21 protein-coding genes are annotated in these 16322 nt (G+C 46.4%); 17 read left to right on the top strand and 4 right to left on the bottom strand.

The genetic code is table 11. From position 1 onward, the window contains the following. Positions 1–71: 71 nt before the first annotated feature. The 3 genes from K3G63_RS06745 to K3G63_RS06735 form a co-directional block, all read right to left on the bottom strand. Positions 72–935 carry a hypothetical protein gene (locus tag K3G63_RS06745; protein WP_220613291.1) on the bottom strand — a complete coding sequence of 288 codons (864 nt, stop codon included), beginning with the start codon at positions 933–935 and terminating at the stop codon, positions 72–74. Between the two features lie 14 nt (positions 936–949). Then, on the bottom strand, positions 950–1660 hold the full coding sequence (locus K3G63_RS06740; RefSeq protein ID WP_220613290.1) for a hypothetical protein: 711 nt from the start codon (positions 1658–1660) through the stop codon (positions 950–952). A 73-nt stretch (positions 1661–1733) separates the two neighbouring features. Beyond that, complete coding sequence (locus tag K3G63_RS06735) at positions 1734–1958, bottom strand: hypothetical protein (RefSeq protein ID WP_220613289.1); 225 nt, start codon at positions 1956–1958, stop codon at positions 1734–1736. A gap of 119 nt (positions 1959–2077) precedes the next feature. On the opposite strand from K3G63_RS06735, the gene K3G63_RS06730 reads away from it, so the two are divergent. The 7 genes from K3G63_RS06730 (at position 2078) to K3G63_RS06700 (ending at position 9956) form a co-directional block, all read left to right on the top strand. After that, positions 2078–2605 carry a hypothetical protein gene (locus K3G63_RS06730; protein ID WP_220613288.1) on the top strand — a complete coding sequence of 176 codons (528 nt, stop codon included), beginning with the start codon at positions 2078–2080 and terminating at the stop codon, positions 2603–2605. A gap of 46 nt (positions 2606–2651) precedes the next feature. Next, the gene (locus K3G63_RS06725; protein ID WP_220613287.1) at positions 2652–3392 is read left to right on the top strand and encodes a hypothetical protein; all 741 of its coding nucleotides are present in this window, start codon (positions 2652–2654) and stop codon (positions 3390–3392) included. A 744-nt stretch (positions 3393–4136) separates the two neighbouring features. Further along, a complete protein-coding gene (locus K3G63_RS06720) occupies positions 4137–5747 on the top strand; it encodes a hypothetical protein (protein ID WP_220613286.1) in 1611 nt (536 codons plus the stop codon). Positions 5748–5916: 169 nt separating this feature from the next. Continuing rightward, positions 5917–6651: a hypothetical protein gene (locus K3G63_RS06715; protein ID WP_220613285.1), complete on the top strand. Its 735-nt coding sequence runs from the start codon at positions 5917–5919 to the stop codon at positions 6649–6651. Positions 6652–6760: 109 nt separating this feature from the next. Continuing rightward, positions 6761–7234 (top strand): hypothetical protein, encoded by a 474-nt coding sequence (locus K3G63_RS06710; RefSeq protein ID WP_220613284.1) that lies wholly within the window; start codon positions 6761–6763, stop codon positions 7232–7234. A gap of 23 nt (positions 7235–7257) precedes the next feature. Next, complete coding sequence (locus K3G63_RS06705; RefSeq protein WP_220613283.1) at positions 7258–8595, top strand: DNA-packaging protein; 1338 nt, start codon at positions 7258–7260, stop codon at positions 8593–8595. Between the two features lie 41 nt (positions 8596–8636). Continuing rightward, complete coding sequence (locus K3G63_RS06700; protein WP_220613282.1) at positions 8637–9956, top strand: phage portal protein; 1320 nt, start codon at positions 8637–8639, stop codon at positions 9954–9956. Positions 9957–9977: 21 nt separating this feature from the next. Here K3G63_RS06700 and K3G63_RS06695 read toward each other — a convergent pair whose 3' ends face one another. After that, positions 9978–10877 (bottom strand): DUF2971 domain-containing protein, encoded by a 900-nt coding sequence (locus K3G63_RS06695; protein WP_220613281.1) that lies wholly within the window; start codon positions 10875–10877, stop codon positions 9978–9980. Positions 10878–11122: 245 nt separating this feature from the next. Here K3G63_RS06695 and K3G63_RS06690 point away from each other — a divergent pair, with 245 nt between their 5' ends. The 10 genes from K3G63_RS06690 to K3G63_RS06645 all read left to right on the top strand — a co-directional run bounded on the left by K3G63_RS06690 (position 11123) and on the right by K3G63_RS06645 (position 16260). Then, entirely contained in the window at positions 11123–11863 is a 741-nt protein-coding gene (locus tag K3G63_RS06690; protein WP_220613280.1) for an HK97 family phage prohead protease, read from the top strand. A 27-nt stretch (positions 11864–11890) separates the two neighbouring features. After that, positions 11891–13054, top strand: coding sequence for a phage major capsid protein (locus K3G63_RS06685; RefSeq protein WP_220613279.1), 1164 nt, complete (start codon positions 11891–11893; stop codon positions 13052–13054). Positions 13055–13057: 3 nt separating this feature from the next. Beyond that, positions 13058–13285: a hypothetical protein gene (locus K3G63_RS06680; protein ID WP_220613278.1), complete on the top strand. Its 228-nt coding sequence runs from the start codon at positions 13058–13060 to the stop codon at positions 13283–13285. 24 nt (positions 13286–13309) lie between these two features. After that, positions 13310–13849: a head-tail connector protein gene (locus tag K3G63_RS06675; RefSeq protein ID WP_220613277.1), complete on the top strand. Its 540-nt coding sequence runs from the start codon at positions 13310–13312 to the stop codon at positions 13847–13849. Beyond that, positions 13849–14175, top strand: coding sequence for a phage head closure protein (locus tag K3G63_RS06670; RefSeq protein ID WP_220613276.1), 327 nt, complete (start codon positions 13849–13851; stop codon positions 14173–14175). Before K3G63_RS06675 ends, K3G63_RS06670 begins: the two co-directional genes overlap by 1 nt. After that, the gene (locus K3G63_RS06665; RefSeq protein WP_220613275.1) at positions 14162–14503 is read left to right on the top strand and encodes an HK97-gp10 family putative phage morphogenesis protein; all 342 of its coding nucleotides are present in this window, start codon (positions 14162–14164) and stop codon (positions 14501–14503) included. Before K3G63_RS06670 ends, K3G63_RS06665 begins: the two co-directional genes overlap by 14 nt. 3 nt (positions 14504–14506) lie before the next feature. Beyond that, a complete protein-coding gene (locus K3G63_RS06660) occupies positions 14507–14956 on the top strand; it encodes a DUF3168 domain-containing protein (RefSeq protein WP_220613274.1) in 450 nt (149 codons plus the stop codon). Between the two features lie 68 nt (positions 14957–15024). Continuing rightward, positions 15025–15441, top strand: a complete 417-nt coding sequence (locus K3G63_RS06655) for a phage tail tube protein (RefSeq protein ID WP_220613273.1) — start codon at positions 15025–15027, stop codon at positions 15439–15441. A 40-nt stretch (positions 15442–15481) separates the two neighbouring features. After that, on the top strand, positions 15482–15883 hold the full coding sequence (locus K3G63_RS06650; RefSeq protein ID WP_220613272.1) for a hypothetical protein: 402 nt from the start codon (positions 15482–15484) through the stop codon (positions 15881–15883). A gap of 86 nt (positions 15884–15969) precedes the next feature. Beyond that, positions 15970–16260 (top strand): hypothetical protein, encoded by a 291-nt coding sequence (locus K3G63_RS06645; protein WP_220613271.1) that lies wholly within the window; start codon positions 15970–15972, stop codon positions 16258–16260. The last annotated feature ends 62 nt before the right edge of the window (positions 16261–16322 follow it).

Here is a 16322-nt window from a genome sequence, read left to right as displayed (position 1 = left end):
CCAATGCCCATTGTTAACCCTGGCTTCTCAACAGAGGTCAGGGTGTCTTTATTAAGGGCTATGGCTATTTACTACTCAAGCTTCTGTTTCAACTTCTTGGTATTAGAGAAATCAAGTGCAGGTAAGTCCTTCATGAGGAAATGTTCCCGCAACTGGGCCATAACCAATGGCCTGTCATGTTGAATGAAATCTTCGATAGCAGCCTGTATACTCCAAATACTCCTGCTGTTCCTGATTGTCCTATTCTTCAATGCCCTGTCGGTAAGCTCATACACCTTGTTTTTTCGAAATACTGGGTCTTGATACATCTTCTGCAAATCCAGGCTTACACTCTCAAAGACAGCTTCCGCAGGGACAAACTGAAACTTAGGGTTACTCGGATTAACCTCATTTAATGCCTGAATAGCATTCTCTAATCCGTCTCCTGTGAGCATATTTTCAAAAAAATTGTAGAAGCCTTCCTCTATTTCTCCCATACCTACCTTGGATAAAGGGCCAATAATGCCGCAGAACGGGGCCTCCACTATTGGTGAAATCTCCGTGAACATGTAGCCGCCATAGCAACTAGCTAACGATACCACAAGGTTATTTCTGGTGGCAATGTTGATATTTCGTAAATATCCTGCTAGCTCTTCCCAGCTCATGGTTTCACCAGATGCAAGCTCTAAGCCAGTCCGTGACCCATGAACTTCAAAATGGAGATAGGGAAGTTGGGCTTTTTGCTCAACGTAGTCTTCGACTCGCTTAAGGAACCGGACCAAGTTTCTCTTGCGGTTAACCGGCTCCAAGGCGCTAGTAAGGATATTAGACTGGTCGGTTTTGCGCTTAATTAGGTCATTGAAAAGAATGGTGCCTGTTTGCTTCTCATGTTTGGGAAGCGATTCTACTACCCAAATCTTGTTGTAGTGAAATGCGCTGTTTCGAATAAAAGCCATAGTTAAGTTGATACTCAGGCTAAAGCCTGAGGAGGTGGTGGATAATCAGCCTGAACGTCACCGTTAACCTTGCCTAAGATGCCATAGTAGTAGATATAGAAACCATGTGCGGTAATTGATAAATGTGTACCCCAAACCTCTACAATACCCGCTGCTGCTAGCAACGGAACAGAGGTTTCGTCCCGGTAGTACTGACCGTTGAAAGGCTGCTCGTATGCAGCCATCTTATGGAGAAAATGTACACTGAATACATTCAGCATTTCTACGCACATACATAGGCTAATCATGTCATCTAACCCATACTTGCCGTTGACATAAGCGGCAAAAAGGTTAGCGAATATTCTAGACTTCTCTACATGGATAAACTTGTCATTAAACACCATAATTTGCTCCATAACCTGCTCCCGATAAGCTATGTCATACTTAAACTTCTCTCGGAATTCATATAGCTTATCCTCTGAAATTTCGCTGCTATGAAATTCCTTTAGAAAGGTTAAAATCTTCTTGGCAAAGAATATCTCTTTGACCTTTAAGCCGCTTCTGACTACGCCCACCACACTCTTTACGATGGGAATTTCCTTCAACACAACATCGGTTACAAAGCTATCTAGGGTGATTTCTGCGTAGTCCAACCCTGTATCAAAGTTAACAGTCACAAGCGACTGTTGAACTGCTTGTGATGTATCCAGATGCTCTGTGTAGGACTCTTCTACATTACTGCTCATTGCGATTTAGAATAAAGGAAGCCCCTAACTGATTGTACGGCTAGGGGCTTATATGTATTAGATAACCATGCTACTAATTTTCCTGGTTCTTACGAGGGCGTCCTGGGCGCTTGGCCCCTTCAGCTCTAGGAGCGCGAACCTTCTTTTCCGGACGGTACCCAGGTTCCAACATCGCGTTCAGCTCGTCCAGGGCCTGGGTTACTTTCTCTACATGTTTACGAATCTGGGTCAGGACTGCATCGTTGGTCTCAGCATTTTGGAGAATCTGCTGAAGCTTGTTTAGGTCGGGAGTTGCCATTGTTGTTGTAGGTTTTGATGTTGACAAGGCTACAAAGTAAATAATAGCCTAGTGCTTCTAGCTGGGTAAGAGGAGGAGCAATCTATCTTTACGGCCATTCTTCCATTTTATCAGGCTATATGCTTAAACGAGTACTTTCGATTACAAGTCTGCTGTTCGCTCTGACAACATGCTATTCTTACGCTCAGCAGACCCTTACACTAGACAACCTGATTGCAATGCAGCAGGGTGGTCCTGGCGCAATCAACCGAACATTGTTGCCTCGTGGCTGGGTGTTTAAAGGTCATGATGATGACCAGGGAACTTCATGTGAATTTCCTGGTATAACCTGGGTGTACGCACCGTCAAGCCTAAGCGAAAGGGCAGTGGCTTTTCTCTCCCTAATGAAGGATGAGGATTGTCTGTATGCTGTCGGCTATCAAACTGGAAGGTTGGAAACGTACGAGGCAATTATGGCGACAATAACCCGATACGGGATGACGCAGATAAAGTCAGATGTTGAAACTTCTGAGGATGGTGAGTCAAATGTTGTTGAATACTACGCAGGTAAAAATTACCAGGTTAGAGTCTCAATTGGTTCCGGACAAAATGACTCGGGAGACTTAAAAAATTCATACGTCTTTACCGTATTCCGAAAATCAGAATAATCAAGTACGCGCATATATTTGACTCTTTACAGCATTACTCTTTTCAATGACAAAACATCTATTCCGCATCACAACCCCATTACTGGTTTTCGGACTCGCATCTTGCTCGGGAGGCGGCAATTCAAGTTGCTGGCAGATAGGTACTGCTAACGCCGAAGGTCCAATTATATGCCCTTGTGACTTTTCTTCACGGGAAGCGTTCGATAAGCAGCTTGACGAATATAAGTCAGTTGGCATGGCTGAGCCGGTCTATTTCGCGGCTGATAAGGACCCGTGCAAGAATCATCTGAATTTGGACGGGGCTGCTTCCAGGAAGCCGCCTGTGCTTATGGAGGACGTCCATATTGCAGAAGAGGAGATTACTCTTCCGGACGAGCAACCACGTTCATCGGGCGCTGCCAGCGTAGCAGAATCAACTCCATCCGATGTGGTACAGGATGACGAAAGTGATACGATTGCTACAAACAAGGCTGAACATCCTGAGTATGCCGATACCGACGTACAGAAGACATACGGCGGCAAAGTGGGTAAACTCTCGGCGGTGTATAAACTCACCTTTGGTAGCAACCGAGCTATTACCGGCTCATACTACTATCCGAATCGTCCTAGCGTATCGTACAAGCTCCAGGGTCAGGTGAACGACGATGGTTCCATAGAACTTCGAGAATATACCAAGGGCAACTTATCCGCTGCCTGTACCTTGGATAAAGCAGATGGGTCTGCTTGCTTCGAGGGCACCATGCAAAATACGAATGGCCGCACTTTTCCTATGAGTATTTGCGAATAGCTTTTTTACAATTGTATAACCAAGCCCCGGTTTCTACATGAATTCGGGGTTTTTTGTGTTGTAGCTACCCATAAATTCAATGATTTTCAATAGTATATATAGTATTGATTATCAATTTATTATGAATTTGTCGAACAATAAGGTATCAACACCGGGTGGTTACCCTGAACATGACTATACTTAGTATAGGACATGGATAGTAGAGAGAATATAGTATTAACTAAGAATTGAGAATCGTTGAACAGTGACAAGCCCGAACGGCGAAATGTCGGACCTGAGTTGAAAAGCTATTCTGAGAGGCAATACTCAGCGTTGGATAAGCAGTAAACGAATATTCAAATCTCTATTTCGGCTCTGGTATTCCGTTCTGATAGGTGCATAGGAGCAGTGTCTGACAGCATGTAGAAACCTCTACTATTATTCGACAAAACGAGGCTTTCTCTAATCCTCTATTATTGTTCGACAAATGGGTGCCGTCTAAGCCTCTATTATTGTTCGACAAACGGAAGTTTCTGCGCTTAATCCAGCGAAAACGTAGATAATTTACTTACGCTGTAGCTATAGGTGAGGGTATTTTTGGTCTAGGCACTATTTACGAGTGCAAGCCCGACCAGCAGGCTCTAAACGCTGGTCGGGGTAGAGGGAGTTTGGTTCATGGCTCCCTCTACGTCTCAACCCGATACGCATGTGACCACTTGGCGTGAGACCCAGGTAACACCTAACCGAAGTACGACATGAACCACAGTGTACCAAAACACCATCGGCAAGAAATCTCTCCAGACAGAGATTCTACCCCAACCATTAGCAACAGCCCTGGACTCGCTCCAGCTAAAAGGCGTTAAACGAGCAACCGCGATACAGATTTGCAGCCGCATCCTGGCCTTGCAACATCGCCACAAGCTGACCTGCGAAGATTACATACAGATAGCCTCAACCTACCTGGAGAAGATAGACCCACAATACGGTCGGGTTCTAAAAGTTCTCACAGCCGAAAACATTACCCAGATTTACCAGAACGAAAACGGTACGACCTACAGCACAGCCAAGCACCAGGCTAAAGCCTATAGAGTAAACCCCGAGCTTATTAGCAGCGACATTCAAGAGGTCGAATACGAAACCAAACGGTTCAAAACACGGAACCTCAATGCTCGGGAAGAAGCCTGGATACTACAAGACTTACAAAGCCTTAGAATTGACGCTCAGAAGGCCCAGGACGAGCTTCAAGACTACCTGGAGTACCTAGACCTCAGAGAATGGGAAGTAACTCAGCGAAGCTACGAATACCAGCAAAATCAGCAGCTCACTACCGTCAGGTTTGGTACTCACGCGACGGAATACAAATACAAAGCTCAGTACCTCTTGGATATTTTTCTTAAGCAACCAGAACAAGAGGGAAAGAAGCTGTATCGCCAAGGAGAACATTACTGCATCGATACCCAGCAGGCGTTCAAACGGCGGAAGGTGGAAAGTGTTCGGAAACGCTACGGCCAAGCACTACTTAGCTTGCAAAAACAGCTATTCTACGCTACCCGCTCCATTACCAATAGCCGGGTACATCATACCCTGACGGAAACGCCGACTTTCCTGCTGGAGTTTATCACCGTTAACGGTGAAATCCTGGAAGAACTAGACGTATGCAACTCCCAACTGGCCTGCCTAGCACATGTGATGCTTCATGGTGACGTCCTGGGAAACGCCGGTATCGAATTTCCTCACTTGGACTTAACGGGGCAATCCAGAGCATTTGTGGAAGCCTGTCAGGCTGGCAGTATCTATCAGAACTTTGCAAACCATGTTCAGGCTTCACGCTCGGTGGCGAAAACGGAGTTATTCCGGGTGTGTTTCGGCGGTCTGCAAATTAACCTTCCTGCCTGGAAAACGCTGGTTACACACTACGCCCCGGTGGCCGCATGGCTCCAGGCGGTAAAGAAATCGGTAATGACGACAGGGGAGAAGTTCAACTTGGCGCAGTACCTCCAGCGAGTAGAAGCCTGGATAATGATGGAGAACATCTATCCGGCGTTGAAATCGGCGGGGCTAGTAGCACTTTCGAAACATGATAGCTTTCTAGTGCCGAAGTTGGAATTTGATGCAGCTAAAGCAATCTTGGAGACCGAATTTGAACGTTTGGGTTACTTGGCGATGGTGAAAAACAAGGTAACTCCGGCTGTCGCTACTCCTTTTGAAGTAACCCCGATGATAGAGTTCATATCACCAGCAGAAACTAGGGTCAAGTCAGCTACAGAATTTCTGGAGAAAATGAAGTCTAGTACTACGAAAGAGGATGAAGATTTCTTTGCAATGTTGGATTCCTTGGCCGTATCTAACCCTGTGATAGAGGATGCCCTGTGGTGACATCACGTAATATATTTTCATTTGGCTGAACATTTTAATTGTTAAACGCGTGCTCTCGAAATTTAAAGACAATATTCCGCTAATAACGATATTATTAGTGCTCACATGCTTGATTAGATTAATAATATTCTATGGTGTATTTGGAGTAGATATTTCTACTTATATTGAATTGACTGAAATATTATCTCTATTGTCTGATTATCTTATTTCGTTTTTTGGGTTTACTGCTATTTATATCTGTATAGTGCTAGTATCTGATTCAATATTGGATTCGGCTTTGTTGTCTGGAGAGCAAATAGATTTTATCGGTAGACTTTTTATATACCCTAAAGGTACAAGTGGGTATAGGCAGAATCAGATAGCATTTTCGGCGCTGTTTTTAGGAATATTACTCACCATTTTATTCTTAAGTATGGAAACTAATATTGTTATTATAATATTCGTATTATTTGCAGTTGTGTTAATGTTTTGCTTAGTGATAGGAGCTAGGCAAATATTTAAATGGCAGCGTAAAATTGGGTTTGATAATGAATCATTGTTATATAACAAGAAATTAAAGACTGCAATAAATATAATCGCGGGGGTGTTTTCGTTTTTGCTGCTCAACTCTGCAATTGCTTTGTGTCAAGGTGTTGACTTGAAGGAGATGTCGACAAATAAAAATGTTGTAATAGAATACGAACAAAAATTTATTAAATCTACTTTAGATTATATCTATATAGGTCGTACGAAAAATTATACGTTTTTTTATAACAGAAAGACGGGTGTTGCTCATGTGTATCCTAATTCTGAAATTAAGCGGATTTATATGATTAATAGTGTTATTAAGTATAAGGACGCTGTAACTCTAGCAGAGCAGGTCAGAAATTGGTGGTATAATCGTGATTTATCTAGTTTGTACTAGTGCGTTTATATAACACATCTAACGAATCAATTAATTATGACTTTCATAAGGTCGGAACTTTATTTCTATCATTAAGCAGAGTATTTATTAACAGACCTATTTAATGTGTATGAGTAACGTAATTAAACGTCCTGGAGGCAGACCATCCAAGTTGACAGCCGATTTCATCCAAGCAGCCCGCACGGTTCTTTTCAGCGACAAGACTACTATTATATTCACCGATGCCGAGCTGCTGGACGCCGTAAATGAGCTGCTGGAACCTCAGGCGAAGATTACAAATAGAACATTCATAGAGTGGAAAAATAAGGCGACTGACGGAGAGTTTGACGCAATTGATACTCAGGGCCAAGAGTTTCTTCACCTTTATAAAAAGGCACTGCGGGAACAGAAGCAAGCTCTCATGGTAGCCTTCAGCACCGACCAGCAATGGCAGCGGTGGGCCTGGATACTAGAGCGCAAGTTCAGCGAATGGAATCTGAAGCACATTAGTCAGGTGGACCATACGACGAAAGGGGAGAGCCTGAATAAGCTCTCAGACGCTGACTTAGATGCACAGATTCAGAAGCTGCTAGGCAACAAATAACTGTGTGAATTATGAAATAATAGTTGAGTACGAGTGATAAGGAGCGATTACTAGCATTACTACAGGAGAGAAATACGAGATGGAGTTATCTGGCTAGACCTGAGCAACTGGCTCCCCCTGGAGACTGGTTTATCTGGTTAATTCTAGCAGGTAGGGGATGGGGTAAGACGAGGACTGCGGCGGAATGGATAGCTCAGGAAGCCCGTAACACGCCCAAAGGAAGGTTTGCCCTGGTAGCCGCTACGTTTGCGGATGCTAAGCTTACCATGTTGGAAGGAGAGTCAGGGTTACTCAGCATCCTCCGAGACGACGAGCTACGTGGCGGCTCTCAAGACACAGGTTACAATAGAAGCACAGGTGAGCTATTCCTGGCGAATGGTGCTCAGTTTAACGTCTACACGGCTGAGAAACCCAGGGGCCTGCGGGGGCCGCAGCATCATGCGGCCTGGTGTGATGAATTAGCTGCTTGGTCGGACGCTCACATTGGAGATGTTGATACCAAAGACCAGACCCAGGGACAGGGTACTACTTGGAGTAACCTCTTGTTTGGATTACGACTAGGACCGAATCCTAAGATTGTAATTGCCACGACGCCGAAACCGGTCAAGTTACTTTTCGACCTGGTCAAGCAAGCGCAGACGAGAGGCAATGTTCACATCACCAGGGGTAAGACGTCGGACAACCTCAAGAATCTCTCCCAGACCTTCAAAGCAAACGTCATTGCCAGCTACGAAGGCACTACGACTGGTAAGCAGGAGTTGGATGGTGAGCTGTTGGAAGATGTAAAAGGTGCTCTCTGGTCCAGAGCATTACTGAATCTCGCCGCTGTCGAAGTAACTGATGTTCCGGAGAGTCTTAAGCGGATTGTCGTCGCATTAGACCCTGCGGTTACCACGAATCAGGATAGTGACGAAACCGGAATCATTGTAGCTGCCTTGGGGCTGGATGGGTTACTCTACGTCCTGGAAGACCACTCAGGCAAGTACACGCCTAGCCAATGGGCTACGGTTGCTAACGACCTCTACGAGGAGTGGCAAGCGGATGCTGTCGTAGCGGAAGTAAACCAAGGTGGGGACATGGTTGAGAACACCATCCGGCAGGTAAACCCCAATATTAACTACAGGGGAGTAAGAGCTACGAGGGGGAAAGTTCTACGAGCTGAGCCAGTGGTAGCCCTATACGAGCAGCGTAAAGTTCGACATGTCTATCAATCGCTTCAGGAACTGGAGAATCAGATGTGCTCCTGGTCTGCTGCCACGGGCCAAAAATCGCCGGATAGGGTGGATGCCCTGGTATGGGCTGTCACCGAGTTAACCCAGAACGTCGAGAAACGCAAGGCTCAATTTTACGCGAATGATTAGAGCCACAGCTATAACTATTTATAGGTAACAAGTAACAGTTAATGCATCCATTCTTGCAGGCTCTAACAGGCCAGAATATTAAAGCCACAGTTTACGACGCCAAGTTTCTACAGCAGCAATCGACGCTTCAAGAAACCAAAGCTATTGTAGGTACCGACTATTTGGGACGTACCAACCCTATTGGCATCTTAGGCAACACTCCTATTCAATGGGCAGCAAATCAGGGCAACAATTACACCCGTGATGGTTATTCCACCCACGGCGTAGCTTACAGTATCATCAATTACATTCTCTCGACTTCAAAGCAGATTCCTTGGGCTGTTTGGAAGCTCGATGCCCAGGGTAACAAAAAGAAAGTCCTGGAGAACCACCAGCTCACAAACCTTCTCTGGCGTCCCAATCCTAAGCAGACAATAGGGGAGCTGGTAGAAATGCTGGAATTGTATCTCCTGACCACTGGTAATGCTTACTTGTGGGCTAACCGGGTATCAGGTGGTCGAATAGGGGAGCTGTGGGTACTACCAAGCAACCAAGTCGAAATCATAGGCGGCGGCTGGATGCAGGAAGTTCAGGGTTATCGGATGCTGCGCGAAGATGGGCAGTACGACAGCTACGAAGCACAAGATGTACTGCACCTGAAGTACGCTAACCCCGAAGATTCACGGTATGGCCTCTCTCCAATTGCAGCAGGTTACAAATTGATTACAGCCGCTGATAGTGGTTTGGATTTGCGTGTGAAGCACTATCAAAATGGTGGACCTCAGTCCCTCATTTATCATGATGACAAAAATACGGACCCGCTAGATGCTACAGCTTCTTCAGCTTTATCTCGGAAAATAGCTTCCTTCTTTACTTCTAGGAAAGCGCCTACAGTAGCTTATGTGGGAGCCAAGGTAGGTCAACTACAACTAGGTCTGTCCCCGGTCGATTTGAAGGTTCTGGAGGCTGCGGATACGGACAAAAACGGAATTGCCGACCTCTACCGCTTCCCGGCTCACCTGCTAAATGGAGCTAATGGGAGTACGTTCAACAACGTCGGAGAAGCTAGTAAGAGCCTCTATACGAAGTGCGTCATCCCCTTGAAGCGACAAATCCAGGAGGGATTAAACCGCTTCCTAGTAGGTGCCTACGACGACAAGGTGTATATCGACATTGACACCAGCGGTATAACAGAACTTCAGGAAGACAAGAAGGCAGTGGCTGAGTGGTTGGCGCTATGTCCCTGGATAAAATTGAAGGACAAGCAGGCCATCATGGGAGTTGAGGTAGACGAGGATTTGGATTACTACATGTTCCCAGCCAATGCTCGGAGACATGACCAGCCTGTGGTTCCAGCTCAGATGGTAGTCCCAGCGACATAAGCAATGCGGTATGAACGCTTATCACCAATTCCGGTAAGGAATTTCAGATAAGTGAATCGGAACACCTGGAAGTAAAGTTTGGCAAGCTCCCTTAGCTAGGTGAGAACTAGGGCCTGGGCTGACTATAACCTCCTCTACTTTGACAAATGGCTCATCCCCTTCTTCATCTAGAAAGGGCAATTCTAAGAAAGGTATTATTGTGCTTCGTCCAGCTCTGAACATCAACTTCTCTCCATGCAGTGCTCTGTCTCTATTGAAATGATAGCTTGAGCCCATACGTGTTAAATCTGAGATAATTCCAGGGTTGATTGAATTGTCTTTGTAATGTTTTATTAATCGCCATTCTTGTTCTTCTTCAAACTTTGGGTGCTTGAATATAGGAGCAAATCTGTGGATGTCATTCTCAAGATATTTTAGTTTGTGAAATATAGCAGAACCGGCTGCTTCCTCTATGATAAGTTGGCATTCATCCGGGGTTAACTTTATTATATGATTTCGTAAAATATCTATTTGTTGTTCTTTGTTATAAATAACTTTTTCAAGTGACAAGCCTCTTCTTGCTATGAATTTAGCTAATTGAATTTTCTCAAAAGAAAAGGAATATCCTCCGTTAGGACAATATCCTCGCCATTGGCTCAACAAATCCTTTTGCTCTGTAAGTGAAAAGGTAAATACAGGGGTAATAAGGTTGAATGTATTTTGTGAGAATCCTTTCCAATAATCTCCAAAGTAACCAGCGAGAATCTCATTGGCCAGGTGGAAGATGTAGTCATGCTCTGCTGAATCATTTTGAAAGTGGATATTACTCATTCGAATATTTCCCTGGCCTACCATGCCTAAGAAACCTGTAGCATCAGTATAGTGATACAGGCTAGGGACAGTGTCTAGGGGAGAGGATGCTTCATCGGTATTGTAGGCCATGATGTGTATCAGTTGAAAAAATTATTGATTTTGGCTAAAGTAATTTGTTTGCATAAATATTGCAATAGTTCGCAATAATAATTTTCGCTGGTTTACCCAGAGTGAGTATTTACAAGTAGGCGCTGCAATTATAGTCTAGGCAGTGCTGAGTTACCCGAAATAATTCGTGCTGCAATCTGCTGCTGAAGTAGGCCGCACCGGGCATAAGACCTATTTCAGTAGCGCCTATTTGTCAATTACAGTCAATGCTCAAGTACGAATACAAGAACTGCAATCACGCGACAGAATTACAAGTAAAAGAGCTGGATACCAGCACCCGCACGGTAACATTTTATGCCGCCGCGTTCGGTAGCGTGGACAGCCACGGCGACATCATCCAGAAAGGTGCTTTCGCCAAGACTATCCGCGAGAATGCGCAGCGTTTCAAATGGCTGAATCAGCACTCAACGTACGACCTAGTAGGTCCGGTTATCAGCATCGAGGAAGACGATTTCGGTCTGTTGGTAACCGCCAAAGCCTCCGAAACACAACTTGGCAATGATGTTCTCGCGCTAGAGGCTGACCGCGCTTACGAGCATAGTATTGGCTACAACACCATCCTGAGCGAGTACAATACCGAAAAGGACATACGCATTATCAAGGAAGTCCAGTTGTGGGAAGTAAGCTCAGTGACGTGGGGAAGTAACCCAAACACACCTACAGTGGCAATGAAATCCATGTCACCCAGAGAACAAGGTGACTATTTACTACAGAAGCTATCGCGTTTGCACAAAACACTACGAACTAAAAACGTCAGCAACGAACGGGTAGAGATGTTAGAGCTAGAAGTATTACAGATTAATCAAAGTATTCAGGACTTGCTTGAAAAGTCACTTAACAGCTCGGAGCCGGAAATTATTTCCACTCCTGAGCTAGTAGTTGAGCCGACTAAGATGAGCGATGAGGAAATTTTAGCTGTGTTCATGAAAAGCTATAATAGCAAATAACAGAAGAGTAGAGTATCCCAATTTTTAGTGGAAACCGAAGTAATTGACAAAATCGCCAAAGAAGTAAAAGGTGATTTTCAAAAAGTAGAGACTAAAGCGACTGAAATCGCTGCTGAAGTAAAATCCCTGAGCGAACTCAATGCAAAGCTCCAGGCTCAGGTAGATGCCCTAGAGGCAAAATCCAACCGTGCTGGCCGTGGTGGTGAGTTTGAATCCAAGAATGCTTTCGAGCTAGCTGTTGAAGCCAAAGCCGCAGAGCTGAAGAATCGTGGTGCCGGTGAGAAGGTAGAAATCAAGCTTGACCGCAAAGCTGCCGTAGACATGTTCTCGTCTGTTGGTGAAGCTTTCAAAACCCCTCTTAAACTAGGGTATCAAGCTGAACCGACGATTCCAACCTCGATGTCGGACATCGTAAATGGTGGGAGCATCAACACAGATGTAGTTAACTATTTCCGTATTTCCGGTTACGAAGGTGGCCCACAAATGGTAGCTGAAGGTGCTAAGAAGCCCAATTTCAGCCTCACCACAGAGCCTATTTCGGCTACTGTTAAGAAGATTGCTGTAACAGCCAAGTTTACTGAGGAAGCCACCCGCGACGCTTCGCAGTTGGTGTCGCTTGTGAAGTCAGAAATGATTCGTCTACATGATGAATTCTTGTCTGAGCAACAGTTGCTGGGTTCCGGCACTGGTAATGACCTCCAGGGCATTCTTCCATTGGCTAAGCCTTTCAATGCAGGCTATTTCGCTGGCACTATCGAAAATGCTCAGAAGATTGATGCTCTGCGTGTAGCGATTGCTCAGGCTCGTATTGCGCTGTTTACGCCAACGCACATTGTCATGAATCCAAATGATGTAGCTGAGCTTGAAATGGTGAAGCTTGAGGATGGCGGGTACATGTTACCTACCATTTTTACTGGTCAACTCCCATCGATTGGTCGTGTACGCATCGTGGAAATGGACGCTATGCCAGCAGGACAATTCCTGGTTGGTGCATTTGACCGTGCCGCTCAGCTTTATACTCGCGATGGTTTGAGCATCCGTGTGTATGACCAGAACGAAGATGACGCACTTCACAATATGGTCTTGGTGGTACTTGAATCACGTCACGTACAGCTAGTGAAGCGTCCTGAATCTTTCATCAAAGGCTCTTTCGCTACCGCTATTCCTGCCATTAATAAAGCAGTTCAATAAGTGATGAAGACCATGAAGGCCAAGACGACCTTTCTTATTAATAGAGAGGTTTGGTCAGAAGGTGAGAGCAAAGTTCTTGGCGTAAACCAAGCAAAAGAGTTGCTACATGCCGGATTGGTAGAGGAAGTTGCGGAGACTAATCAACTGGTCTCCGCAACCCCTAAAAAGCCCCGTAAAACGGCAGAAAAGCGCGAAACCAAGCCGACTAGTCTTTCCCTGGAGACTAAATAATAGTAAGAAGTACAGCCAGAAGTAGTGAGTACAACCAAAGCAATATCAAAACCAACGTCTGAGCCTGTATCTCTCGCCTTATTGAAGTCGCATTTGCGTCTCAGCGCAGACGACGCCAGTGAAGACGAGCTTCTGAAGCATTATCTGAGTGCTGCTGTAGCCAAAGCAGAAAAATACTGTAATCAGTATTTCACCTCCCGCATACTGGAGACAACATTCACTGTAACTGAGCCTTTTCAGTTGTCTGAAGGAACTGGTTCTGTGCTCTCAGTGAGTGGTTTCGTAACCGACGTCACCCAGCTACCTACGGTAGGCCAGTATTGGTCAGAGTACGTCAAGGGTATCGCTATCAATCGACAATATCCTATTGATTACGATAATCTACCGACCTACACCGTCCGCTACGACTTCCAAGCTGACCCAGAATCCGACGTCATCCAGGCTATCCTGAAGATAGCTGCGGACATGTATGAAAACCGGGAAAATAGCACCACGGGCACGGTTAACCGGGCTTTGAGCCTCAATTTCCAGCTTCTGCTGGCTCCTTATTGTGTGGTTGACTAATGGCTAGGGCAGGGCAGTACAGGGAGCAAATCAAGCTAGTATTTCCTGGTGCTAGTGTCAGTGATGGTATCGGTGGTTGGCTACCTTCTACGGAAGCCGAAAAGCTCAATATCTGGGCCAGAGTGCAGGAACTAAGAGGTTCGCAAATGCTGACCCCAGGCAAGGAAATCAGCAGCAAGGTCTACAAGATTACCTCTCGTTTTCGGGAGCAATACCTACGGGCGGAAGCACTGGAGTTCCACGGCCAGCGGCTGAAGATTCTCAGCGCCACCAGTGACGAGCGCCGAACCGAGGTTACCTACTACTGTCAACATGGTCAGCTCTAGCATCGGTGGCCTAGATGCCCTGCTCAAGCAACTGAGTTCATTCGGTAAGCAAGTCGAATCCGTAGCCGCTGAAGAAGCACAGGCCACAGCGGAAGCCATTCGGGATACGGCCCAGGAATTAGCCCCGGTAGCCACCGGCAAGCTCCGAGACAGCATTCAGGTGGAAGCCCAAGGTAAAACCTTTCTGGTAGGAAGTACCCTAAGCTACGCGCCAGACAAAGAGCTAGGCACCCGGCAGACGCAAGCTAAGCCCTTCCTGTATCCGGCTTATCTACTGCATCGGGACAAATTCCTCGATAACCTCAAGCAAGCTATCAATCGACTATAACGAGTGCTACATGACCCGCAACTGCCGCTGCAAAAATCCGTGTTTCAGGCCCTTGGCGGCACTCCTATTCTGATAGCCGGTCAGGCTATACCAGTCTTCGAATTCGCGCCCTCAGGGGCCATCCCGCCCTGCATTTTGATTACCCAGCAAACGGTGAAGCCGCAGGGTAACCTCGCAGGCTGCAAGACCTGGGAATGTTCGCTGTTGCTGGACATTATTACCTCATTCCAGGGTAAGAATCAAGTCTCCAGCAGGCTTGCCAACCAGATAGCGGAAGTCATTCTATCCAGGCTGGAGAACCAACGGCTAACGCTGGAGGGCGGCTTCGACATGTCACCTGCCGGACTGGAATTATCGACTATGCTCACCGATAACGTGAGCCAGGATACAGTAGATGTTCACCGTTACCTACGTTTTGCATTCACGGTAGAACAGCACCAGCAAACAAGCTAATTATTGGCTGAAAATACAGCCTGATTATCCCCTCCATAACTATTTACAAGTAGAAGTAAACCTTATACATGGCATCAATTATTAATGCAACCGATGTAGTCGTTAAAGCGAACAACATCGTCGTAGGCTGCGCTCAGTCTGCAGATTTTACCGTCAGCCGCGAAATGGATGAAGCCACGTGCTCGTCTTCGGGCGGCTGGAAGCAAGTTTCCCCAGGTCAAAAATCCTGGTCTGGCTCGTTTAGCGCCGTTTTCCGCGAATTCACTTCAGGCGAAACTGCAACTAACGTCTCCTTCGACACGATTTTCGACCTCCTGGACGACGGTACCGAGGTTACCATCGAATACACCAAGGCTGCGGCAGGTGGAAAACGCTACACCGGTCAGGCTTTCATTTCGGAAGTTTCCTATTCCCAGCCCGACAAAGGGGCCGTGACCTGGACTGCCAACTACGAAGGTAACGGTGCATTTACCGTGGCTGCCTAATTCTCAAGGCCCAGACTATTTAGAGTATTAATCGGATAGAATGAGTGAGAAAAATAGGGGCCTAGGCCACATGACCATCGGGGGCCAGAAGCGTCCTTTCCAAGTAAACGGCATCCGCCAGGCCAATGCCTTCTGCGAAACGCTCAACATTGAGCTGGATGACTACTGGCAGAAGATGACCCAGATTGCCAGCAATGGCGTCCTCTCTAACATGGTGTTGTTGTCTGCTTTCGTGTACTCCAGCTTGTATGCGGGTGCCCGGAAAGAGCGTCTGGAGATTGATTTCGACTATGAGGATGTGGTGGACTGGATTGAGGACGCCGACGAATCAGAAGCTCCGGAAATCGGAAAGCCGCTTCAACTCTGGTCTGAGCTAATAACCAAAGCAGCTGAAGAAGCTGAGACGTCTCAACCGGACTCCCAGAAGCCAAAAAAAGCCTAAGGGCAACAAATCAAGAAGGTTCAGAAACCCGTCCGCCTGAAACGTGGGCGGGTTTTTTGGATTACGCCCAGGGCGAATTGGGTTTGTTGCCCGACACCCTCTGGGACATGACCTGGGATGAATACCGGCGCTACGCTAACGGCTACGTCGTGCGCCAGAACCGGGAGTGGGAGCGGACCCGGCTGCTGGCTACGCAGATGGTGAATATGCTCAAGGAAAAGCCCATCAGCCCCCAGCAATATATGCCGCTGGCTACTGACCCAGTGAACCCCGAAGAGGCAGGTAAAGCAGGAGAGAGTGAGGAAGAATTCTGGCGGCGCATGACTGAAAACAACTTTTTCCAGCGCCCACCAGCGCCCGCCCCAGACGCGGAATAACCGATAGGAGTGATGAATACAATTAGTGAATCTACAGAATCTTAATGTAGCGATAGGAGCCA

Source organism: Hymenobacter sp. HSC-4F20, from assembly GCF_019599275.1.
GTDB lineage: Bacteria > Bacteroidota > Bacteroidia > Cytophagales > Hymenobacteraceae > Hymenobacter.
The sequence above is the reverse complement of the archived record's forward strand: the minus strand, read 5'-3'. Positions and strand labels throughout refer to the sequence as shown.